This is a genomic window from Pyxidicoccus trucidator (assembly GCF_010894435.1).
GTDB classification, from domain to species: domain Bacteria; phylum Myxococcota; class Myxococcia; order Myxococcales; family Myxococcaceae; genus Myxococcus; species Myxococcus trucidator.
In genome coordinates this window covers 143136-166072 of record NZ_JAAIXZ010000016.1, presented here as the reverse complement: position 1 = coordinate 166072, position 22937 = coordinate 143136, and the positions used below count along the sequence as shown (strand labels likewise).

18 protein-coding genes are annotated in these 22937 nt (G+C 69.1%); 9 read left to right on the top strand and 9 right to left on the bottom strand.

The genetic code is table 11. The annotated features are described in order from the left end of the window. Positions 1-9: 9 nt before the first annotated feature. The gene (locus G4D85_RS35700; protein WP_164018566.1) at positions 10-378 is read right to left on the bottom strand and encodes a hypothetical protein; all 369 of its coding nucleotides are present in this window, start codon (positions 376-378) and stop codon (positions 10-12) included. A gap of 345 nt (positions 379-723) precedes the next feature. Between G4D85_RS35700 and G4D85_RS35695 the strand changes: the two genes are divergently transcribed. Next, positions 724-2619: a Hint domain-containing protein gene (locus G4D85_RS35695; protein ID WP_164018565.1), complete on the top strand. Its 1896-nt coding sequence runs from the start codon at positions 724-726 to the stop codon at positions 2617-2619. Positions 2620-2816: 197 nt separating this feature from the next. On the opposite strand, the gene G4D85_RS35690 is transcribed toward G4D85_RS35695, so the two are convergent. Continuing rightward, a complete protein-coding gene (locus tag G4D85_RS35690; RefSeq protein WP_164018564.1) occupies positions 2817-2969 on the bottom strand; it encodes a hypothetical protein in 153 nt (50 codons plus the stop codon). 328 nt (positions 2970-3297) lie between these two features. Between G4D85_RS35690 and G4D85_RS35685 the strand changes: the two genes are divergently transcribed. Continuing rightward, positions 3298-3663, top strand: coding sequence for a hypothetical protein (locus G4D85_RS35685; RefSeq protein ID WP_205525847.1), 366 nt, complete (start codon positions 3298-3300; stop codon positions 3661-3663). 154 nt (positions 3664-3817) lie between these two features. Here the strand turns inward: G4D85_RS35685 and G4D85_RS35680 are convergent, their stop codons facing one another. After that, a complete protein-coding gene (locus G4D85_RS35680; RefSeq protein ID WP_205525846.1) occupies positions 3818-4714 on the bottom strand; it encodes a LysR family transcriptional regulator in 897 nt (298 codons plus the stop codon). 310 nt (positions 4715-5024) lie between these two features. Here G4D85_RS35680 and G4D85_RS35675 point away from each other — a divergent pair, with 310 nt between their 5' ends. Next, positions 5025-6197 (top strand): MFS transporter, encoded by a 1173-nt coding sequence (locus tag G4D85_RS35675; RefSeq protein ID WP_275900342.1) that lies wholly within the window; start codon positions 5025-5027, stop codon positions 6195-6197. Positions 6198-6279: 82 nt separating this feature from the next. On the opposite strand, the gene G4D85_RS35670 is transcribed toward G4D85_RS35675, so the two are convergent. Continuing rightward, positions 6280-7401, bottom strand: coding sequence for a hypothetical protein (locus G4D85_RS35670; protein ID WP_164018560.1), 1122 nt, complete (start codon positions 7399-7401; stop codon positions 6280-6282). A gap of 139 nt (positions 7402-7540) precedes the next feature. On the opposite strand from G4D85_RS35670, the gene G4D85_RS35665 reads away from it, so the two are divergent. Together G4D85_RS35665 and G4D85_RS35660 are read left to right on the top strand one after the other, a co-directional pair. After that, the gene (locus G4D85_RS35665; RefSeq protein WP_164018559.1) at positions 7541-8254 is read left to right on the top strand and encodes a response regulator; all 714 of its coding nucleotides are present in this window, start codon (positions 7541-7543) and stop codon (positions 8252-8254) included. A 3-nt stretch (positions 8255-8257) separates the two neighbouring features. Further along, a complete protein-coding gene (locus G4D85_RS35660; protein WP_164018558.1) occupies positions 8258-9550 on the top strand; it encodes an ATP-binding protein in 1293 nt (430 codons plus the stop codon). A 7-nt stretch (positions 9551-9557) separates the two neighbouring features. Here G4D85_RS35660 and G4D85_RS35655 read toward each other — a convergent pair whose 3' ends face one another. Further along, positions 9558-10130, bottom strand: coding sequence for a carboxypeptidase-like regulatory domain-containing protein (locus tag G4D85_RS35655; protein WP_164018557.1), 573 nt, complete (start codon positions 10128-10130; stop codon positions 9558-9560). Between the two features lie 339 nt (positions 10131-10469). Here G4D85_RS35655 and G4D85_RS35650 point away from each other — a divergent pair, with 339 nt between their 5' ends. Beyond that, complete coding sequence (locus G4D85_RS35650) at positions 10470-11096, top strand: SRPBCC family protein (protein WP_164018556.1); 627 nt, start codon at positions 10470-10472, stop codon at positions 11094-11096. Further along, positions 11096-11425, top strand: a complete 330-nt coding sequence (locus G4D85_RS35645; RefSeq protein ID WP_164018555.1) for an ArsR/SmtB family transcription factor — start codon at positions 11096-11098, stop codon at positions 11423-11425. Before G4D85_RS35650 ends, G4D85_RS35645 begins: the two co-directional genes overlap by 1 nt. An 84-nt stretch (positions 11426-11509) precedes the next feature. Here the strand turns inward: G4D85_RS35645 and G4D85_RS35640 are convergent, their stop codons facing one another. The 4 genes from G4D85_RS35640 to G4D85_RS35625 form a co-directional block, all read right to left on the bottom strand. Then, positions 11510-12280, bottom strand: a complete 771-nt coding sequence (locus G4D85_RS35640) for a zinc-dependent metalloprotease (protein WP_164018554.1) — start codon at positions 12278-12280, stop codon at positions 11510-11512. A 133-nt stretch (positions 12281-12413) separates the two neighbouring features. Continuing rightward, positions 12414-15881 (bottom strand): TolB-like translocation protein, encoded by a 3468-nt coding sequence (locus G4D85_RS35635; protein WP_164018553.1) that lies wholly within the window; start codon positions 15879-15881, stop codon positions 12414-12416. Beyond that, positions 15875-16414, bottom strand: a complete 540-nt coding sequence (locus G4D85_RS35630; RefSeq protein ID WP_164018552.1) for a DUF1318 domain-containing protein — start codon at positions 16412-16414, stop codon at positions 15875-15877. The genes G4D85_RS35635 and G4D85_RS35630 overlap by 7 nt, the downstream gene beginning before the upstream one ends. Beyond that, the gene (locus G4D85_RS35625; RefSeq protein ID WP_164018551.1) at positions 16411-20097 is read right to left on the bottom strand and encodes a translocation/assembly module TamB domain-containing protein; all 3687 of its coding nucleotides are present in this window, start codon (positions 20095-20097) and stop codon (positions 16411-16413) included. Before G4D85_RS35625 ends, G4D85_RS35630 begins: the two co-directional genes overlap by 4 nt. A 527-nt stretch (positions 20098-20624) precedes the next feature. On the opposite strand from G4D85_RS35625, the gene G4D85_RS35620 reads away from it, so the two are divergent. Continuing rightward, on the top strand, positions 20625-21227 hold the full coding sequence (locus G4D85_RS35620; RefSeq protein ID WP_164018550.1) for an HdeD family acid-resistance protein: 603 nt from the start codon (positions 20625-20627) through the stop codon (positions 21225-21227). Next, complete coding sequence (locus G4D85_RS35615; RefSeq protein ID WP_240359694.1) at positions 21224-22864, top strand: alpha/beta hydrolase; 1641 nt, start codon at positions 21224-21226, stop codon at positions 22862-22864. The genes G4D85_RS35620 and G4D85_RS35615 overlap by 4 nt, the downstream gene beginning before the upstream one ends. The last annotated feature ends 73 nt before the right edge of the window (positions 22865-22937 follow it).

Sequence of the window (22937 nt, the reverse complement as noted above, 5' to 3'; positions counted from 1 at the left end):
CGGCTCCGCTCAGAAGACGCACATGGAGTTGGGTCCGCAGTAGCCCTGCAGGCCTTCGCAGACGCAGTTCCAGTCGCCGCCGCACCGGTAGCCCGTACAGGTCGAGCCAGGGTTCCCACCGCCTCCACCTCCGCCCCCGGGCGGGTACGTGTACTGGCAGTAGAAGTTGACGCAGACCGCGGTCTCCGCGGTGGGACACATGTCCTCGCACATCCAATCCGCGCCACAGCGGGCTGCCTCGCACGTGAGCAGCGAGGCCTCCGGGGTGGACTCCTCGCGGGAGACGGGCTCCTCGGTGGGCGCCTCGGCCAGCACGGCCGTGGCGAGCGTGAGCAACAGGGCGACACCCCATGAATGATGAATGCGACGCGAAGACATGCTCGGACTCCTCTCGGTGACCGCTTGGCCCCATTCCTGGGCCGCACGGGGAGTACGAGACTAACACCAGTCGGGTCGAGCGTTCTCCAGGGCCCGGAGCGCGCACCGTCACCAGCAGGCCGGCCCCCCCGTCCCTCCGTTTGTGGCCTTCTGCGTCACGGTTCCGCCCGGGCGTAACCGAAAAAGGTCTCAATCCCTCGCGCCAGCGCGCCAATCCCAGCCACACGGTTGTGACTTTCATAAACCTGATTTCAGGGGACACCTGGATACTGCTGCAATACACTGTGAGTGAACCGGAGCCATGACCCATGGTGGGCGGGGCTTCCGGTTCCGGAGTCCCCTGCGATGCTCCCTGTCACCTCCCGCTGGAAGCGCCTCGCCCTGTCGGCGATGGCGCTCACGTCTCCCTTGATGGCCGGCTGCACGGCCGAGCCGGCGCGCGAAACGCCGCCAGCCGCCGTGCGCCAGGAACGGTCCACGGATTCGCTGCAGATGGCGAAGCTGTACGCCGAATGGAAGCAGCACCACGCCGGCACACAGATGCCGCTCGACCTGGGCGACGCGAAGCAATACGCCTTCGTGTTGAAGCGCCTGGAGTCGGCCGGCAACAACCTGGCCAACTCGCCCCGGCTGTTCTCCAGCCTGGCGCAGCAGCGTGAGCGCGTGCTCGCGGAGAAGGCCGGCGGTACCGTCCAGGCAGCCCAGACGACCGCCGAGTGGTGCGCCCACCTGTTGCCGCTGGAGGAGGTCGCCCATGGCACCAGCGCGACGACCTTCCAGGGCTCGGGCTACATCACCTGCGCGGGCGGCGCGGACTATTCGTACGTGGACTTCAACGCCTACTCCACGACGCCCGAGCGTCAGGAGTTCCAGCTCCTGGCCACCACCGCCACGGAGGCCTACCTCGCCAAGACGCTGGAGACGGACCCGCTGGACGTGGTGTTGGACGCGGGGCCGGACCGGGTCCTGTTCTACGACTCGATGGGCATGGCCTATGACGAGGCCAGCGGCCGCATGGAGACGTTCTACTCCACCGCGGACACCACGGTGCTGCTGCTGCCCCCAGGCCTGAACTTCGACCATCCGAGGGAGCTCATCGGTGGCAACCTCGCGGGCAACGCCATCCGTACCTGCCTGGAGCGCGGCTCGGCGACGGGCGCGATGGACTGCGACTACGCGCTGGCGAAGAAGGACACCGCCGGCAACGTCGTCGCCTTCGCGGGCGGCTACACGGGCGTGGCGGCGGTGAATGCGCCGACGTCGCTCACCGCGCGCCGGTGGACGCCGGACACGGCGGCGTACTGGCCCACGCCGGGCACGTTCAGCAGCAGCAAGCTGTACCTGCCGGCGCAGGGCACCTACGTGACGGGCCTTCCGTCCTCCTGCACCGTGCAGTCGGTGACGAGCGAGGTGAGCATCATCCTCCTGAGCGCGGGCGGCCGCTGCAAGGTGGCCAACGTCGCGGCGGTGCCGGGCCAGGTGGTGCTCACGGGCAGCCTGCCGTTGGGCGCGGGCGTGGACGCCTCCAGCCTGCCCTTCAACGGCCTGATGGACCTGGGCACGGACTGCCTCGGGCACGAGCAGGACGTGGCGATGCAGGCCTTCACCACCGTGAATGCGACGTGCCCCCGCGCGGGTGGCGGCTTCAGCCCGGTGAAGCGCCTGGGCTTCCGCCGGCTGGCGGTGCTGGACTTCAAGAACAGCTGCCTCGCGGCGGGCACGCGCGTGCTGCGGGCGGATGGGAAGTCCGTCCCGGTGGAGTCGGTGCAGGTAGGTGACCAGGTGCTCACGCACGTGGGCGGCCGTGCCCTCACGGTGACCACCGTGACGAAGGGCACCGAGTCCCAGCCCCTGGTGCGCCTGAAGGCAGGCAAGGGCCGCGGCGTGCTCGTGACGAACCGCCACCCCATGGTGAGCCGCACCCGCGGCGTCGTGGCGGCGGGTGAGCTCGCAGCGGGTGACGTGCTGCTGACCCGCGACGGCGAGGCGGCGCTGACCGCGGTGGAGCGCGTGCCCTACAAGGGACAGGTCTACAACCTGACCCTGGGCACGGACGCGGAGCTCGTGGACGTGGGCGCGAAGGAGCACACGCTCATCGCCAACGGCTTCGTGGTGGGTGACGCGCGGATGCAGACGGACCTGGAGCGGCAGAAGCACCTGCCCGTCCCGGCGGACCTGCTGGCCGCCCTGCCCGCGGCGTGGCATGCCGACTACCTGAACAGCCAGGCGCGCCGGCCGTAGGCGTCAGGCTTCACGCGGGGCGATGACGCAGCCGCCCGCGGTGGTGGCGGCACAGGGGCCCGCTCTGTGCCGCCAGCCCCCAGTGGCGCCCCCGCTCAGCTCTCGGCGGGGCAGGGGAGTCGTCCGAGGCCTGGCGGTTGCCCCGACCGACACGGCCCGGAGGTGTCGCTCCGGGCCGTGGTCAGGGGGCTTCGGCGTCAGTCCAGGAGGTTCGCCAGGCCCGCGTACGTGTTGGTGCCGGGGATGCCGTCAATCGGCCCCGTGTAGCCGCCCCGGCTCGCCAGGGACTGGAGCACCTTCGGGGAGGGGGCCGTCGGGCACGGCCGCGCGGCCCACTCCACCCTATTCACAGAGGTGTGGAGTCATTGAACAAGTCTACAGTCACGCCATTTGATTCCATATCACTGGATTGCTGCAGCCAGACTCCCTTGGCCCAAGCGCAATAGTTGCGTCTGACAATTACCATTGTCAGCCAAACGAAAGTTGTGAGAGTTTGGGCGCCGGGACCTGCTCCCTCAGGGCGGGCCGCCTTCCCAGACACGACAACGACGACCTGTCTCTTGACGAGAGCAGGCGGGCCTGGCTCCTGGCGGCGGGAGCCTTGGGGTGACATGTATGCGCAAGCTCGGAGTGTTGGTTGGATCGGTTGTACTGGCCTTGCTGGCTGGCTGTGGTCCCGTGGACGAGCGGCTTCCGGAAGAGGGCGCTGAAGCCCTGACGTCCTCGCAGGCGGAGGCCGAGGTTCTGCTCGGGCTTGCGGATGCCTGCCAGCAGGACAATTACAATCAGTGTGTGGCCGCTGGGTATGGCGCCTGTAGCGCCTGGTCCGCCACGTCGGATTGTGGTCCCACCTCCTGTGATCCCGAATACGGCCTCAGCCCCTGCTACGTCCGGGACTGCACCGAGGGGCCGTGTCAGAACATCCCGCTGGGCGCCACCTTCCAGTCGACCCAGAAGTACCGCGTGTGCTCCAACCCCCTGGGGCAGACGTGCACCGAGTGGCTTGTCCTGGCCGACTTCCGGCGGGTGAAGTGCGGGTGCTGATGACGCCCTGAGTCGCGTGTCGGCCGTGCCCCGCGTGCGCGGCCGACACGGGCCTCACCAGTCGAAACGGATGAGGCGCTCCAGGTGATAGGTGGACGCCTCCTCCAGCGGCTCGAGGAGCACCAGGTCCTGCTGGCACGGGCAGGTAGGAGGCTCAGCCCGCGTGCGTTGCCACGGCCAGGGCCGACGGAATCGTCTCCTTCATCAACTCCACGAACCTGCGCAGCCTCGCCGGGTGGAACCGCGCATACGGATAGAGCAGGTACATCGGCAAGGGCGCGGCCCGCCAGTGCGGCACCAGGTGCAGGAGCCGGCCACGCACGATGTCCTCGTTCAGCACCCAGGCCGACCCTACGCAGACGCCGAGGCCCTTCACCGCGGCGCTGCGGAGAGCGTAGAGGCTGTCCGTGCTCAGGCGCGGCTGGAAGACGATGGGCTGGACCTCGCCGGTGGCCACGTGGGTCAGCGATAGCTCGTTGCGATAGAACGTGCGCAGCGACAGCCAGGGTAGCCGTGCGAGCTCGTCGGGATGGGTCGGCACGGGTACGCCCGCCAGCACCGACGGCGCGGCCACGACGATGCGTGGCACCTCGGCCACGCGGATCGCCACCACGCTGGGGTCATGCACCTCGCCGACGTGGATTGCGCAATCGATACCGTCCGCGATGAAGTCCACCGCCCGGTCGTGCAGCAGCCATTCGACCGATACCCGCGTGTGGCGATTCAGGTACTCCGTCAGCGGCTCCACCAGCAACTGCTGCCCGAACGCATGGGGCACCACGACGCGCAGCGTGCCCTCCGGTTCGTCGCTCGCGCCACGCAGGTCGGCCTCGAACATCTCCCAGTTGGCAAGCAGCTCCTTCGCGCGCTCGTAGCAGCGTACGCCGTCTTCGGTGAGCTTCATCGCATGGGTGGAGCGCTGAAGCAGCCGCAGCCCCAGCGAGCGCTCCAGCGCCTGGAGCCGGCGGCTCACCGTCGGCTGCGTGGTGCCCATTTGCGCTGCGGCGGAGGACAGGCTCCCGGCGTCGACGATGCGGATGAAGGTCTGCATCAGCTCGAGCCGGTCGGTGGTGGCTGGCGCCGCGGGTGGGAGGACCCTCTGCTGGGAACCGCGCGGCCGAGCCGGCTTCGAGGAGTTTGGCATACGCGGGACGTATAACCGATGTGCGGAGCGCGCTACTACCGACCTCCATCCCTCGGGCGCACACTTCTCTCGTCTCGCACCGCCAGGGGTGAACAACATGTCCTTCATTCGTGCCGTACATGAAGCCGCCGGCAACCGCAGCATGCCCGCAGCGGTCTCCGCCGCTACGGCCAGTCCGTCTCAGCTCGCGACCGCCAGCCACGGAGGCAGCGAGCCCTTGTCGAGCGGTCTGCGCCTGCTGCTGGCCGCGGGCGCTGGGCTGTCGGTGGCATCGATCTACTACAGCCAGTCGATGCTGGGGGTGATGGGGGCCACCATCGGGGCCTCGGACACGGCGGTGGGCTTCGTGCCCACGCTCACCCAACTGGGATACGCGCTGGGCATCCTGCTGCTGACGCCTCTCGGCGACCGCTTCGACCGGCGCCGCATCATCCTCATCAAGGCCGCCCTGCTGAGCGGGGTGCTGCTGCTGGGCAGCGTCGCTCCGGGCATCGGCCTGCTGCTGGCGGTGAGCTTCGCCATCGGCCTGACGGCGACCCTGGCGCAGGACATCGTGCCGGCCGCCGCGACCCTGGCCCCCGAGCGCGAGCGCGGCAAGGTGGTCGGCACGGTGATGACCGGCCTGCTGCTCGGCATCCTGCTCTCCCGCGTCATCAGTGGTGTGGTCGCCGAGCACTTCGGCTGGCGCGCCATGTACCTGATGGCCTCCGCCAGCGTGGCCCTGATTGGCGTGGCGGCCTGGCGCGGCCTGCCGCGCTTCCGCCCGACCAGCACGCTCTCGTATGGCGCCCTCCTCGGTTCGCTCACCCGCCTCTGGAGCAGGCACGGCGCCCTGCGCCGGGCCGCGCTGGCGCAGGGCCTGCTCTCGGTGGGCTTCAGCGCGTTCTGGTCCACCCTCGCGGTGATGCTGCATGGTGCACCGTTTCACCTGGGCAGCGCGGCCGCCGGTGCCTTCGGCCTGGCCGGTGCGGCGGGGGCGTTGGGCGCGCCGGTGGCGGGCCGCATCGCGGACCGCTTCGGCCCCGAAGTGGTCACGCGCCTGGGCGCCGGACTGACCGCCCTCTCGTTCGCCACGTTGTTTGCGTCGCCGTGGCTCGAACCGAACGCACGGCTGTGGCTGCTCGCCGCCAGCGCGATTGGCTTCGACCTCGGCGTCCAGATGACGCTCGTGGCGCATCAGACGATTGTCTTCGGCATCGACCCCGCAGCGCGCAGCCGGCTCAACGCGGTGTTGTTCGTCGGCATGTTCATCGGCATGTCCATCGGCGCGGCGAGCGGCAGCCTCGTGCTGGCCCGGTGGGGATGGGTGGCGGTGACGCTGCTGGCGACTGCCTCGGCGCTGGCGGCCTTGCTGGTCCGCCTGTTGCCGGGAGCACGCACGGCCCGCTGAGCCGCTGCGGTGCGACTTCCGCACCTCACGGCCCACGGCCGCCGATCATGTCTCGCGGGTCCGTGCGCCTCGGGGCAGGGGCCTACAAGCGGGAGATGCAGATATGCGCGAAGACATGCCAGGGCGACTCGTTCGGATTGGCTCGCAGCACGACGTCCGCGACCTGCTCCGTGTTGCCGGACTGGTGTTCCATGAGGATCTGGGCGTCGACGTTCGTGGTGAAATAGGTCTCAATCAGACTGGGTATCGTGTTGGCGGTGCTGATGCTGCCGACGGCGATGGCCTCCTCGTTGGGGATGTCCTCCGCAACACCTCCGGCGAGCCGCAGCCGGCAGTACCCGCCGTTCGCCAGCTTCTTGTTCTGTATCATCCCATCCAGCGTCTCGCCCTCGTCGGGCGGATACAGATAGGCCGTCGTCGAGAATCCGGTGATGTGGTACGTGCCTGGCGGAAGCGTGATGATGCCTGTGGCAAGGTCGAGCTGGATGGCGTTGTCCGGCGAGCGCGCCTCCACGCGGGTGAACACGCGCGTGTGCATTCCTCCCACTTTCATCCTCTTCGTCTCGGGGGAGTCCTCGGCGAAGACCGCGAACGAGCGGGAGTAGCTCACCGGTTCCGTGGTCCAGAAGTAGCTGTCCCTGGCCTTTCCGTCCCTGCCGTCGAGCGTGAAGACCAGCTTTTGGTCGTTGTCGCGACCGCCTGAGAGCCACCGTTGCTCCTTGCCGCCCACCTTGAGGCAGATGGCACTCCCTCGCTTGACGCTGCCGCTGCCCACGGTGTCGAGGTCCTGCATCACGGTCCAGCGGTAGCTCTCCTCCTTCGAGCCTCCCTCGCCGTCGCGCGTGCACACCAGCTTCTGGTCGTTGCCGCGGCCGCCTGAGAGCCACCGCTGCTCCTTGCCGCCCACCTTGAGATAGATCGCGTCGCCATAGCTCACGGGCCCGCTGCCCACGGTGTCGCGCTCTTTCATCACGGTCCAACGATAGCTCTCCTCCTCCATGCCGCCCTCGCCGTCGAGCGTGTACACCTGGGCTTGCTGATCGCTGCGCCCACCCGAGAGCCACAGAGGCGCTTCGCCACGTACCTTGTTGAGGTAGAGCGTCTCCCCATAGATGAGTGCATCCGTGGTGGGTATGCACTCCGGGGCGGGCTGGGGCTTCGCCGGGCTGCTCATCACGCGCTCGCGACTGGCTTGCTTTGACAAGGCATCCTCCTGTGGGTGCGCTGGACGATGGCACATGGAACAACGAGGCTTTGGGGAGGATACGAAGCGATACAAATGGAGCTGGCGCGGACGTGCTCGCAACGATTCGGCTATGCTCCATCCGGGAGCACCGGCGTCCATGGAGAAGAAGAGTCAGACATCCACGTCGGCACCGAGCGTCTTCATCGTGGACGACGACCGGGCACTCACGGCAATGATTGCCGACTACCTGCGACTGCACGGTTTCAGCGCCGAGAGCGAAGGCAGCGGCGAACGCGCGGTGACGCGGATCCTCGCCACGCGGCCCGACCTCGTGGTGCTCGATGTGATGCTCCCCGGCAAGGATGGCTTCGCAGTCTGCCGTGAGCTGCGCGGCGCCTATCCGGGCCCGATCCTCATGCTGACCGGACGTGGCGCCGAGGTGGACGAGGTCGTGGGTCTGGAGAGCGGCGCCGACGACTACCTGCCGAAGCCGGTCCGTCCCCGCGTGCTCCTTGCTCGGCTGCGCGCGCTCCTGCGCCGCACGAGCACGCCCCCCCAGCCGGATGGCACGCCCCTTCGCGTCGGCGAGCTCACGGTCGACTCCACACGGCGGACAGCCTGGCTGCGTGGGAAGGAGCTCGACCTGACCTCTGGCGAACTCGACGTGCTCCTCCTGCTCATGGCCCATGCGGGACAGGTCGTGAGCCGGCAGCTCATGTACCAGCGGCTCCGGGGCGTGGAGCAGGACGACATCGATCGCTCCGTCGACCTCAGGGTCTCCCGGCTTCGCCACAAGCTGCGCGAAGCCTCCGGCGAGGCGGATGCCATCAAGACGGTCCGCGGGGTCGGTTACCTCTACACAGTGAGCTGACCCGTGGACAGGCTCTTCCTCCGCGTCTATCTCCACATCTTCGCGGGTGTGCTGCTCGCCGGCCTCACCGCCCAGGCGTTCGTCATCCCTCGTATCAACGCGCAGCTCGCGCGGAACATCGAAGCCAGCTTCGCGGTGCCGGTCGCGTTGATGGCCGAGATGTTCGAAGAGCGCTACAGCCAGTACCACGACTTTGGAGGTCCCGCCGAGCGGGCGTCGAAGCGCTTCGGGGTGCCCGTCGCAATCATCCCCCGGGCGGAAGCACTGCTCGGCGACGCCGCTTTCGGACGCCTCGATGGCGGGGAGGTCGTGCGGGCGGGCCCCGTGTTCGAGTCCGTACTCTATGCGCGCATCGAAGGGACCGGGCACGTCCTTCAGGTAGGGCCCTTGCCCCTCATGTTCCCGCTTGGCGGCGCGCGCGGCGCCGCGCTCTTCCTCCTCTTCGTAGGAGGGCTCTCACTCGGCGTCTTCGCGCTCCTGCGCCCCGTCCGCCGGCAGCTCCTGGACTTGCGGCGAACGGCCGAGGCGCTCGGGAAGGGGGAGCTCGACGCGCGGGCCGTGGTTGGCTCACGCGACGTCATTGGTGCGCTCTCGACGGCGCTGAACCACATGGGCGAAGAGCTCCAGCGCTCGATTGCCATGCGAGAAGAGCTCCTCCACATCACGTCGCACGAGCTCCGAGCCCCGACCCAGCGGTTGCACTTCGGCCTTGCGCTCGCGCGCGAAGCGGTCGAGCCCGACGAGCGCGAACACGCGTTCGAGCGGGTGGAGCGCAGTCTCGAGGAACTCGAGCAGCTCATCGATGAGCTGCTCTCCTACGTGCGGTTGAAGGGGCGCCGCGCACCGGCCGGGGCTGCGGTGGACGTGCGCCCGGTCCTCGCCGCGCTCTGCGAGACTCTCACCATCGTGCCTGGAAGGGCGGCAATTGTCGCCCCTGTGCCCTGCGCGGAGCCGCTCGTCGTTCGCGTCGAAGCCCGGCTCGTCGAGCGCGCGACGTCGAACTTGATACTGAACGCCTTGAGGTATGCGAGTTCACGGGTCCAGATCAGCCTGACCCGAGAGGGCCGCGCGATTCACATCCACGTCGACGACGATGGGCCGGGAATTCCGCTCGCGGAGCGGGAGCGGATCTTCGAGCCGTTCCACCGCCTCGACGACGGGCGTACAGAGGAGAGCCCAGGCTTCGGGCTTGGCCTCGCGATTGTCCGCCGTATCGCGGAAGTGCACGGCGGGAGCGTCGCCGCCCTCGGCTCGGAGCTCGGCGGAGCACGGTTCACGTTGTCCTTCCCGGTGTGACCACGCATCAGAATCCCGGCTCACCCTGGAGGGACCTGCGCGGCGCGCCGCCTGCCTCACACCAGGCGCAGACGAAGCTCGACTCACAGGGTGTGCATGGCGCATCCTCCTCCAGGGAGGGCCGTGCCATGGCAATGCGCCGGAGGAACTCCTCGTCCACGGTGACACTTGTGCTCGTGGCGCCCACGTCGGTGATGGGCTGGAGGCCCAAGTAGGCGGCCTCTTCCCTGCGTGCCTCGAGAACCAGCTCCGCCGTGACGCGGAGCGTGCGCTTCTCGCGCAGCTGGATGTCCGCCCGGACGTGAGACACATACAGCTCCCTTTCGAATCGGAGCGTGTAGCCACCCGGTGGCAGTCTGGGAATGAGGTAGTTCCCCCTCGCATCCGTTACCGCCGTCCGCTCATCCGGAAGAGCGGGCGAGGTCGCGACCACGACGACCTCGGCGACGGGCAGCCGGCTCTCGCTGTCGATGACCGTTCCGGTGAGGACACTCGACCCGGTGCCGGCCTCCGCCAGCGCAACGGTGGGGACGGCCAGCAACAGGAGACCGCACAGCACGGCGCGAGCGACAGGTTTCATCAGAGCCACCTCGGTGCGTCGGGAGGTGTCCATCATCCGAGGGCGGGCCCTCCACGTTCTGCATGGAGGGCTCCGCGCTTCATCACGGTTTCATCATGGCCGGTACGTCAGCGGCCTCGCGAGCGTTCTCCTGGACCCGGAGCACGCCCATGCCTGGAAGACCCACGGCCATGACCTGGCCTCGGGGGCCTCCTTATCTGGCGTGCCCGATATGGCCATGGCTTCGTGCAGTGGCCTGGTGACCTTCCTCGCAGCTTCCTGCCAGCGGTCTCACAGTCATTTAAGTGTGTGCTAATATAAGGCCAGTCTGTAATAACCCCGGAAAAGGGAGGTCCGCACATGCTGCACAGAGCGATTGGCGCCGAGGTGCGCGAGTTCGTCGAGCGCGCGCACGAGGGCAAGCCGGCCCGCGTGGTGGTTGCCAGCCGTCTCTACCGCACCGATGCCGAGGACCTGTGGGATGCCCTCACCAACGCCGAGCGCATCCCACGCTGGTTCCTGCCCGTCGAGGGCGAGCTCCGTCTGGGCGGTCGATATCAGCTCAAGGACAACGCCGGCGGGAGCATCACTCGCTGCGACCCGCCCACGGCCTTCGACGTGACCTGGGAGTTCGGCGGCGGCATGAGCTGGGTGAACGTCCGCCTGGCACGGGAAGGCGAGGGCACGAGGCTGACGCTCGAGCACATCGTGCACGCCGCCGACATCGATGCGCACTGGACCCAATTCGGTCCCGGCGCCGCGGGCGTGGGCTGGGACCTGGGCTTTCTGGGCCTGGGCCGCCACGTCGAAAACGGCGATTCCGTCCCCCCGGAAGCCAACCCCGACTGGATGGCCTCTGAGGAGGCCAGGGGCTTCATGCGTGCGAGCGCCGAGGCCTGGGCCGCGGCCCACGTGGCGGCCGGCGAGGCCCCGGAAGTGGCCCGCGGGATGGCCGAGCGCACGGCTGCGTTCTATACAGGAGGCTGATGCATGCCTTCGACGTCCTTGGCGACCCGGTTCGCCGCCGCATCCTCGAGCTACTGGCGGAGGGCGAGCACGCCTCGGGCGAGATAGTGGCCGTGGTCCAGCGCGAGTTCGGCATCACCCAGTCGGCGGTCTCGCAGCACCTGAAGGTCCTGCGCGAGAGCGGCTTCGCCACGGTGCGGGTAGACGGGGCCCGGCGGCTCTACGCCATGGACGCTGCGCCCCTGGCGGAGGTGGACGCCTGGCTGGACCGTTTCCGCGCATTCTGGACGGCGCGGCTGGATGCCCTGGCCACCGAGGTCGCGCGGGGCAAGAAGAAGCGGGGCAACTGAACTCGCGGTCCAAGCAACGGTGCCCGCGAGAGTCCGGCTCCCATGGAGTCCTGGACCGCCCTCGGGGGGCCGTAGCGCCAGCTCTCAGTAGAGGGCGTTCAGCGCGGTGCGGTCAGAGCTGCTCCACTCGCCGCTCTCGGACGACCGGAAGCAGGAGTTCATGATCGACCCGCCCACATTGGCCGTGGTCGGCGTCCCGGGGATGTGGATGGCCCCCACGTTGGAGGCGCCTTCGTTGGCGGCCGAGCCGCCGCAGCTGATGGAGCGGTCGTAGTAGTCCGAGTGGCGGAAGCCGATGGTGTGGCCCAGCTCGTGGGTGATGACGTGCTCGTTCACGTCAACGCTGTAGGTGTTCAGCCCGGTGCCGATGTTGATGGTTCCGTAGGGCTTGCCGCCCTTGGGGAAGCCAGCGGAGCCGCCGGTGCCGCTCGTGGTCTTCGCGGCGATGTTCGCGCTGCAGCCGGTGGCCGGTCCCCGCACCATGGTGAAGGAGAGCCCCTGGCTGTTGTAGTTCTCGATGGCCGCATCGAGCCCCTGGCTGAGGCGGGTGTAGCTGTTGAACTGGGAGGTGGGATTGATGCAGATCTTCGTCACGCTGGTGCTGACGAGGTTGGTCGTCCTGTACTGCTCCGCGCTCTCCGTGCCGGGCTGGAGCATCTCGCGGGACGCCTCGAGCGTCACATGGGCGTCGCGGCCCACGTACACGGCGTCGTCGACGACCATGATGTCGTTGGCCGTGAACCCCGCCTCGATCAGGTTGGAGACGATCTCCTCGTTCTCGGGCAACTGCTCGCTACCGCAGCCAAACAGCACAGCGCCACAGCTCACCGCGAGGACTGCCGCTCTCTTGAACATGTTGTTTTCCCTCGGGTCCTGATGCGGTTCTTCCCACGCTCCCGGCATGGGAGCGTCGGGGCGGACGACTCCCGCCGCGTCCGCTGAGAACAGAGAGACCCGTGGTACCTGTAAATGGCCACAGGGTATTTTTTCAGGGCTGGGCGGGCAGCAGCAGTGCGTCCCGGACCTCTTCTTGCGGGTTTGCGCCAAGCGCCAGATAGACCTCGAACCACGCCAGATATGAACGCCAGGAGGGATTGCGCTGGTCGATGAGGGAGCGGTGCGCCTGGGCCAGCCGCTTGGGCACGTCGAAAGGCAGCTGCGTGTTCCCTTCCGCGTGCAGCTGCGCCGCGAACCAGAGCGCATTCAGCTGACCGGCATAGACCGGTGCGTGGGTGCGCTCCATCAGGGTGTCGGCGTGGGCGATGGCCTTGCCCAACCAGCGGGCCGCCTGCGCCGTGTCGTGGCGGTCCACGGCATTCTCGGCCAGCCGCAGCTCCGCCAGCGTCACCGCGCCGATGTCCTCATCGCGATCCGTCTCGTCGAACTGTTCCAGGAACAGCGCCCGCCGCTGCTCGAGCGCGCGGGCGGCGGCGTCCAGGTGCCCGAGTCGGGTCTCCGCATTGGCGCGCAGTCCCGCGGCGATGATGCGATAGGAGCGCTGAGTGTGCTCGGGTGTGGCGTGCCGCCCGGTCAGCGTGGCCTGCACCGCCGGAGTCGCCAGTTCGCGATCCACGATGTCCAGGTCCTCCACTGCTCGCTGCGTCTTCCCCGCCCCCAGCTCCGCGGCGCAGCGGGCCAGCCGTACCACCAGCCGGTTGCGCAGCCCCTCCGAGTCTTGGGGGCTCGCCTCCAGGATGGGCAGCTCGCGATCGTAGAGCGCCAACGCACGCTCGAATCGGCCCGCGGCGAGGTTGTAGAGCGCCGCGCGATCCACCGCCAGGGTGGCGAACCTGGCCAGCTTCGGTGAGGCATCCACCATGGCCAGGGCCTTCTCCGCCGCCTGCGCGGCCTCCTCCTCGCGGCCGACGTGCAGGAGCGCCCGGGCACGGGCCAGGGACACCGCCAGCCCTGCTGCGTTGTCCACGTAGGGCAACTTGTCCCGTTGCTCGAGGTAGCCCAGGGCGATGTGGAAGTTGCCCACCTGGGTGTGCAACAGCCCCAACGCGCCCAGGAGCATCGCCCGGTAGCGGACGTTGTTGCGCACCAGGTCCAGGGCAATCAGGTAGTGCCGGTTGGCGCGCTCGGCGGCGGAGGGCTCGTGGCCGCGGAGGAAGTCCTCGTGCTGGATGGAGCCATAGAGGGCATGCATCGCGCGCTGGTTCTTGAGCTCCTTCCACGCTGCCCGCAGCTCCTTCACGGCCGACGCCACCGCCTGGGCATGATGGGCGCGGTCCTCCAGCTTGGGCAGCTGGCGCGCCGTGAGGTAGGCCTTCACGAAGTGTGCGAGCGGCCTGGCCATGCTCGCGGAGGTGGTGGTGACTTCCTTCTCCACCACCTCGGGGCTGACGTCGGCACGCAGGCGCAGGCTCATGGATTCGACAGCACTCTCCAGGTTGCCAGTCCGTTGCGTCACGAGGTCGAAGTCGGCGCGGGCTTCGTCCAGGCGCTGCCTCCCCAACCGGCGATAGGCGCGGCCCATCATCGTGCGGCGAAACAACCGCTCTGCCCGGCGGCGCTCCTCGGTGCCGGGCGGGGCGTCGTCGACGTAGACCGTCGCCAACGCCTCCAGCACGCCGTCGGCGCCGAGGCCCGCCGCGCGCTCGACGGCGTCCTGCACCAATGCGCGCCGGCGAAGGGGGTCCTCCTGCCGATGGTAGAACGCAATCAACGCCTCCCGGACGGGGCGGGGTGGGCGCTCGTCGTGCAACGCGTTGACGTGCCGGCCCAGCTCCAGGGCAAACGCATAGGCCGAGCCGGCAGGCGCCGAGGCGAGCGCCCGGGCCATGGCGGCATCCGCCTCGTCGTAGGGGCGCCCCCGGTACAGGGCGCGGACGGCGGCGCGCGCGAAGTCGAGCTGGTCGTCGTCACGGAAGGCCTTGTTCATGGAGAGCCGGCGGCCGGCTTCGACCAGGGCCTCCCGGTCGTCGAGCTTGCGGTACAGCGCGTCCGCTCGCTCGAACCAGGCTTCCAGCACCGCACGCGTCGTGGTGTCGGTCACCTGGGCCGCCTCCAGCTCCTGACGCGCCCGCGTGAAGTCGCCAGCGGCCTCCGCCAGCTCACTGCGCACCACGTGCTGGAAGACGGCGGAGGGCGGGCTGGGAGCCGCGGCGGGGTCCAGCGCGGCCATCCGTTGCCGTTCGGCCTCGCTCAGCTCCTCCACCATGCGGCCGCGGTCGCGCTCCTTCATGGCGCGCCGGTGGTCGATGAGGATCCGCAGCGGCTCCGCCAGTCCCGCGGTGGCGGGGTCGTCCACCGAGCGCATCTGGCGGGCGTAGAACTCCGCCGCACCGAAGTCCTCGAAGGTCAGGTGGAGCTGGCTCAGGCGCATCATCAGCAGCCGGCGGGGTTTGGGCCGGGCTTCGCGCAGCAGGCGCTGGCGATAGAGCAGGAGGAGGTCCGCGCGCCTGCCGGCCATTCCCAGCTCTTCATTGAGACGAGGCACGTCCCAGGTGCTGGGAACCTGGCCATCCAGCGGAAGCTGATACACATCCAGCGATTGGTCTCGCGAACAGGTCGCGATGAGTGACTCGGCTGCGGGCGCCGGGTACTCGCAGCTCCAGGACACACTGGTGAGCTGGTCTGGACTGGAGGCGGCGGCCAGTTGGGGAGCGTCCTCGCGCTCGGCGGCGAAGGGCACCCGGAAGAGCACCCCGCTGTCGCTGGCGTCAATCACTCCGTCTCCATTGGAGTCGGTGAAGAACTGCACCACGTACAGGGAGCGCCCATCGAGCGCGAACACCGGCTGGCCGGTCTGCCCGGGAAGGTCGAGCGCCAGCGGTATGGGGGGCTCGCCGGGGCGATCCAGCCGGACTGCCTCCAGATGGGCGGAGGCGCGCGCGGCGAAGCCGGGGCCTACCTGCTGCACGGAGCGTTCAATGGGGACGTACACCAGCCAGCGCCCATCGGGTGAGATGGTGGGACTGGTCAGGTTGCGCTCGAGCAGGGGGCTCGCGCTCAACTCGTCCTTCACCGAGACCCGGGACAGGTGCAGGTCGCCCTGGATGGACGCCCGGCTCACCAGCGCGATATGCGAGGCATCAATCCACTCCGCCTGCAGCGCGCTGGTCTCTGCTTCGAGGCAGCGGCGGCCTTCCGCACCGGGCAGCTCCCGCACACAGAGCTGGCCGCTGGCCTGGTTTCGGAACGAGATGTAGAGCAGGTGCTTGCCGTCGGGACTGACGCGCGGCCAGGTCACGTCGGCGCCTTCGTCGAAGAGGCGGCGCTCGCGGCCCTCGTCCAGGTCCTGAGAGTAGATCTCGGTCGCGATGTTGCGGTTGGACGCGAAGATGAGCGTGTTCCCGGCTGGCACCAGCTGGCCCAGGAAGTGATCTCCCGCGCCCACGGTGAGCCGTGAGAGCGTGCGCAGTCCTCCCTCGTTCTCGTCGTCCTGCGCCCGGGCGCCGCTCGCGATGAGCACGGCCAGGGCGATGAAGCACCGGCCACGGGGCGTCAGCACTTCTTCTCTCCCCAGGTGCCGTCAGCGGACTCGACCCAGCCTCCGCAGACCACACCCTCCGCGTGCACCTGTTGCCAGCTCCGGCGCAGCGCTTCTTCGGACACGCTGGGGCGGACCGTCCGCATCCACTGCCACAGCTGGAGCCGGCTCCGGTTCACCCGTGCCACGAGGGCCACGTCATCGGCCGTCAAGCGCCCGGCCTGGCAGCTGCGCCGGGTATCCACCAGCAGCCCGTCCCGCCCCTCGCCCACGCAGTGGCGCCGCAGCAGCTCGTCGACGCGGTCCGCCTGGGTCTTGCCAAGGTTCTCGACCAACGGCGTGGGTGGGGAGCCCATCTCCTCCAGTTGGTTGGGCGTGAACGGCACCGGCGTCGGGCGCATGCCCGCGCGAGCGAGCCGCAGCTCCACGTCCTTGAACGAGCCTGAGGCCTGTTCTTCGAGCGCTGTCGCGCGATCGACCATGACAATCTCCGGGGCGCTGAGGCACCCGGAAGAGGCGAGGGCGGCAAGCAGCAGCAACCCGCGGTGTTTCATGGCGTGGCCTCCGGAGGGTACAGGGAGTGGATGACCTGGTCGATGATGGGGCCCATGGGGATGCCCCGGATTTCGTCGATGCTGATCAGCCTGGCCAGGCCGCCCATGGTGATGCGCAGGCGGCCAAAGCCGTGGTTGAAGCTCACCCGCACATGCTCCGGATAGCCCAGGCGCAACGCGTAGCGGATGCGGTTGGTGGCGGGGTCGGCGTGGTGCGGGTCCTCCAGGTCGAGCAGGTCGAGCAGGTGGCGGTTGCCGATGCGGAGGATCTCCGCGCGGCCGTTGACGCTGCGCTCCTTCCCGGAAATGACCACGGCGGCATTTCCGTCAAAGGGCTCGCCCCGTGACGACTGCACGCCAGTCGCCCGCACGTGGGCCTCCAGGGTGGAGTGCGCTCCCTGCCAGTCCAGCACGCACTGTCCGGTGACACGCCCACCGCGGACGCCCATCTCCAGCTGGCTCATGGAAACCACGTGCTGGTTGATGGACAGGTTTCCGGCCAGGGGCGCGATGGAGATGCGCGGCGTGATGATGCTGCCCACCGACATGAAGCCACCCCGCGAGAGCAGGGGGTGTTGGTCGGCGTAGCGCAGCATCGAGTACGGGTTCACGTCGATGTCGCTCAAGAGCCGCACCTGCCCCTGGACGAGCTCCACGTTCTCGGTCACCGGCACGTTGCCATCGAGCGCCTGGACCGTGATGCCCGAGCCGGGCAGCCGCACGTTCACGTTCTGGAGGAGGAGGTTGGAAAGGGTCCGGAAGACCACCAGGTCGGGCGAAGCCACCCGGAAGTCCACCGCGACCCTGCCGCTGCTCTCGATGAGGCCGGGCTGCGCGAGCTTGGACAGGTCCTGCTCCAGCTCTCCCCGGACCGCCAGGCGGCGCTGGTTGTCGCTGAGGTCGAGCCGGCCTTCGGCTTTCAGCAGGGTACTCGTCCCCCCGTTGGACAGTCGCAGGTCGGGGATGTGAATGACGCCATGGGGCTTGCGGCGGGCGGAGAACGACCATTCCAGGTCCTGAACCGGATAGGGCAGCGCCGGCCTCTGCTCGAGGGAGCGGACCTTCATGAGCTGTTTCAGCTCGCTCTCGCCCGCTTCCCACTTCTCGGTGAAGGTGGCGGTGGTGTCGCTGGACAGGCCGGCGAAGGACAGCCGGCGCTCGCTCATGCCCACGGTGAGCTTTTCCACCGTCAGGTTGCTGTGGACGGTTCGCCGGGGCCCATCGACGTGCGATTCGACCTGCCAGTTCAGCGCGGGGAGGTTTATCGACTGGGCATCCTGTCTCCAGCGGATGCCGCGCGCGTCCACCGTCGCCTTTCCCTCGAAGCCGGCGGTACGCAGAGGGGAGGGGGCCAGGCTCGGGGTTCCGTCGGAGGCGATGTCCGTGAGCACTCCGAGCAGCGTGCCATGCAGCTCGACGTTCAGCGCGAGCCGCGAGGTGTCCAGCTCCGCGGGCACCTGGGCCCTGGCCAGGAGCAGTGACAGTGCACCATCCGGCGCAAGGTCGCCCTTCACATCACAGCGAAGCGCGCGGGCCTTCCGGTCGAACGCCAGTGCCGCATCGAGCGCGAGCTTCAGCCCTGCATGGCTGGTGAGCCCCAGCCGGAGCGACGGCTTGCGGCGATCGAGGTCCAGCGTCAGGGTCTGGTGCTGAGGACCCACGTCGGTCTCACCGGCGCGCAGCCCTTCGACTCGAAGGTCCAGCTCGCCCCGATGCCGCCAGGCATCTCCTTGCGAGCGCATCACGAGGGCGACGTTGCTGGCCGACACGTCGTCCCAGCCCGGCCGCTGCAGGCGCAGCTCCGTTCGGTGCTCCAGCCGTGGCGAGCGGGAAAAGAGCGCCGCCAGGTTGCCCGAGGAGGCCAGGTTCACCGCCAGGTGCTTCCAGGGAAGGCGTGCGGCGACTGAATCGGGGATGAAGGGTCGAGCGGCCACGAGGTCCGGGGTCTGGACGGCCAGGGTGTACGCCACCTCGTCGGTCCCCTTGGTGGCATCCAGCGACGCGTGCATGGTGCCAACGTCGAGCTCCAGCCGGGCGCGGGCCGTGCTGAGCCGCGGGTCGTCCCACTGGGGGAACGCCTCCGACGCGTGGAGCTTCACGTGCACGGGGCCCTTCAGCACCTCGCGTCCATCCGCCGTGGCCACCCGGAGCGCGCCCACTGGCACGTCCACTTTCAGTGCGAAGGGCGGCTCCCCCCCCAAGGGGGCTTGAAGCTGAAACCCCAGACGTTCAGCAGTCGCCCGGAGCCCGGAGGCACGGACGTCCAATGCATCCACCATTCCGGACAGGGCAACCTCCCCCGCGACCTTGATGGGAGATGAGAGGTCTGTCCGCAGCTGCGCGCCCTTCAGCTCGCCGTGGGCCTTCGGAGCCAGCAGCGTGATGGGCCCCCCGACGTCGAGCCCCTGGAGCGCGAAGGCGAGTCGAGCGGCCAGCCCCTTCTGGGCATCAGGAGTCGCCACCAGGGAGACGCGTCCACCGCCGAGTGCCACCCGAAGCGCGTCTTGAGAGAGCTGGAGGCCCGTGACGTCGACGTCCAGCCCGAGTCTGCCCTGGGCTCCCAGCTGTGGCATGGCGCTGAGCGTGACCTCCTGGGCGTCCAGCTGCACCTTGCCGCGCTCGATGGAGAATGGCCGCCAATCCGCGGGGACCCATTGCAGCAGCCGTCCGAGGTCCAGCTCCACCAGGGCTCGCGTCACGACGGGCGGAACCTCCGCCGAGTCCGGAAGCACCAGCTGGGCTTGCACTTCAGCGCTGTCGGTCAGCTGGGTGCGGTCCAGCTCGATGACGATGTGTCGCTTCTCGCCATCGAACTTCGCCGAGGCCGCGCCGTGCAGCAGCGTGCGGACCGTGAGCCGTGGCTCAAAAGTCTGCCGCGCGACATCGAGGTCCACCCGCGCGCGAGCGGCCGACGCCCCTGCCTCCACCGAGAGGGCCAGCTCCAACTGAGCCAGGGCCGACGGAATGGCCGAGCCTTCACGGCTCAGCTCCAGGGGAAGCGGCGTACCTGCCTGGCCCATCTTCGCGAAGACCTTCCAGCCATCATCCTGATGCTTCGCTTCGACAGCGGCCGCGAGCCCGCGCAAGGACCAGCGCTCGAGCACTTCACCGTTCCGAACGCGGGCGTAACTCAACGACACGCCCGACACCTCGACTGTCCCGAAGGGAGGCGCGGAGGCCAGGAGGGCGGCGAGCTGCTGAGAGGCTCCGAGAGGCTCTTCAATGGTCAGCGGCTCGGGGGCTTCCGGCCCCATCAATCCCGTGAGAGACGTGGGCCCTGCCTCGTCGGCCACCAGGGCAAGGGCCACATCCCGCACCGCCACCCGCTCGACCCGGGGAGTCCCGCTCAGCAGCGCGCCTGGCGACCATTGCGCCTCCAGCGTGCCGACGCGCAGCAGCTCGGGCGCGACGCCTTGAAACGGCGACGGCGTCCGTACCACCAGCCCCTCCAGTCGCAGACCCGAGAGCAGGGCGACCTGGGCTGTCTGGTAGTCCAGCTGCAGGCCGGTGGCCGCTTCCACCCTGGAGACGATGCGCTGTTTCAGCCAGGGGCGACCGAGGTCGTGCAGCGCGGCCACCACCGTGACCAGCACCAGCGCGAGGGTCGCAACGAAAAGCAGGAGCACGCCTGCGATGATTCGTGCCAACCGCCTGCGAGGTCGTCCAGCTCCGGGGGATTCCATGATGTTGGGTTGGGAGCGGGCGGTCTCCATCGTCCTACCACGCGGTGGAATCGGGGCTCAATCGCCGGACCCGCCGGCTCGGCCCCCGCCAACGCCTGTGCCCCGGAAACGGGCCCGGGAGCGGGACGCTGAGCACCGCCTTTCCGGCGCAGTTCGGAGCATAGGCGAACTCGAGGAGGGCCGCTGATGGGCTGGCAGAGGGCCGAGCGCCGAGTCGGTTCACGGGTTGTACAGGTTCACCATGCCGCCCTGGGTATCGGCGCGGAGGTTGGCCATGCTGACGCTGGTGCCCTGTTTCATCGTCCCGGGGGGAGGGGCCACCGCGAGGCCATGTAGCGGTGGGACTCCTGAATCGTGAGCGCTCTTCCTGACGAGGGTGTTGAGCGCCCGCTGCCGGGTGCGGTCCGAGGGCCTACCCTCCGGTTTGAGCCTCGGTGACGGGGCGAGTACCGCACGCGGGACCCGCGGGGAGCCTGCCGGGAAATACCGGCTGGCGGTCCCACCCGCGCGTTGCCAGGGAGGCCATCATGGAGCCAGTGAAGGCAGAGCCACGTCCGGAGCCCGGCCCCCGCGTCATGGAGGCCGCGGAGGAGCTGCGGCGCCACTGGGTGTGGTTCCTGGTGCTGGGGGTGGTGCTCGTCCTGCTGGGCGGCTTCGCGATGAGGGCCTCGGTGGCCACGAGCCTCGTCTCGGTGATGACGCTCGGGGTGGCGCTCATGGTGGGCGGGGTTGCCGAGGTGGTCCACGCCTTCGGCGGTCGGCGCTCGCGTGGCTTCACCCTGCACCTGCTCTCCGGGGTGCTGTCGGTGGTGGTGGGCGTGTTGGTGGTGCGCGCCCCGGTGCAGAGCGCGGTGTCCATCACCCTGCTCATCATCGGCTGGCTGGCCGCCTCGGGGCTCTTCCGCATCGTCACCTCGCTGGCCACCCGCCAGGAGGGTTGGGGCTGGGAGCTGGCGAATGGCGCCATCTCGCTGCTGCTGAGCGCCATCGTCTGGGGGCAGTTCCCCGAATCGGCGATGCGGCTGATTGGCACCTTCGTGAGCATCGAAATCCTCTTCCGGGGGTTCGCATGGATCGCCTTCTCACTCGGGGTGCGCGGCCCGCACCGGCGCATGGCACCTGGCATGTGAGCCGTGCCGCACCCCGGTGGCTTCACTACACGCTGCCGGGGGCGTGGGCCGCGCTGGTCTTCGCGTGCCTGTCCTTCACTCCGTCCCTGCTGCCGCGCAGCGGGCCCTTCCAGGGGTTCGTCAGCGGCATCAGCGCGGTCATCGGTTATGGGCTGGGAGTCCTGGGCGCCTGGCTGTGGCGCGAGTTCGCCCACCGCCCTCCAAGGACTCCACGCCCGCGCGCGTGGCAGGCCTTCTTCGGGGTGGGAGGCGTGGTGCTGGTGGGCTCGTTGCTCATGGGCTGGCGCTGGCAGCGGCACATCCGGGAGCTCATGGACGTCCCCCACCCGGACAGCCCTGGCTACCTGGTCGCGCTCCTCGTCGGGGCGGCCGTCTTCTTCCTGCTCATCTCCGCGGGACGGGGCTTGCGGGCGGTATACCGCCGGCTGGAAACGGTGCTCTCGCGGCACATCGGTCCTCGCGCGGCCCTCGCGACGAGCGGGCTGGCGGTGGTGGTGCTCACCGCGCTGGTGGCCAGCGGCGTGCTGTGGGACGGGCTCATCTCGCTGGCGGACCGCACCCTGGCCGTGAGGGACACGACGACCGAGGAGGGGGTCGTCCCGCCCGGCAGCACGCTGCGCTCCGGCGGCCCCGGCTCCCAGGTGAGCTGGGATTCGCTGGGGCGGGAGGGGCGCAACTTCGTGGGAAGAGGCCCTTCGGTGGAGGACCTCACCGCCTTCAGCGGGGTGGCCGCGAAGGAGCCGATCCGCGTGTACGCCGGCTACGCGTCCGCACCGGACGCGGAGAGCCGGGCCGAGCTCGCGGTGCGGGACCTCGAGCGGGCAGGGGGCTTCGAGCGCGCCCACCTGCTGGTCGTGACCACCACGGGCAGTGGCTGGGTGGTGCCGGAGGCCGTGAACGCCTTCGAGTACCTGACTGCCGGTGACTCCGCGATTGTCGCCACGCAGTACTCGCACCTGTGGTCATGGCTCTCCGTCCTGGTCGACCAGGAGCGGGCGCGTGAAGCCGGCCGCGCGCTCTTCGATGCCGTCTATGAGCGCTGGTCGAGCCTTCCCGCGGGCCAGCGCCCGAAGCTGCTCGTCTTCGGCGAGAGCCTGGGCTCCTACGGAGGGGAGACGGCGTTCAGCGGCGAGCGCGACCTGGCCAACCGCACGGACGGGGTGCTGTTCGTGGGGCCCCCCAACTTCAACACCCTGTACCGCGAGTTCACCGACCAGCGCGACGCTGGCAGCCCCGAGGTGGAGCCCGTCTATAGGAGTGGCCGCATCGTGCGCTTCAGCCGCAGGCCAGGCGTGGACATCCCTCCGGCGTCCGCCCCATGGGGTGACTCCCGGGTGCTGTATCTGCTCCACCCCTCCGACCCCATCATCTGGTGGAGCCCCTCGCTCCTGCTGCGGCGACCGGACTGGCTGCGGGAGCCCCGGGGAAGCGACGTCCTGGGCGAGATGGTGTGGCTGCCCTTCGTGACGTTCTGGCAGGTGACGGCCGACCTGCCGCTGGGACTGGCGGTTCCTCCCGGTTATGGCCACGTGTACACCGGCGAGCACGTGGATGCCTGGGTGGCGCTCCTACGGCCCGAAGGGTGGACCGAACAGAAGACAGCTCGGCTGCGTGCCCTGCTGAAGCCTGCTCAGTGATGCCGCCATGCTCCTGACGAGTAGCAGCCAGCATTCGACTTCACGCCACGTGATTGCAAGTCATGCGGGGCGT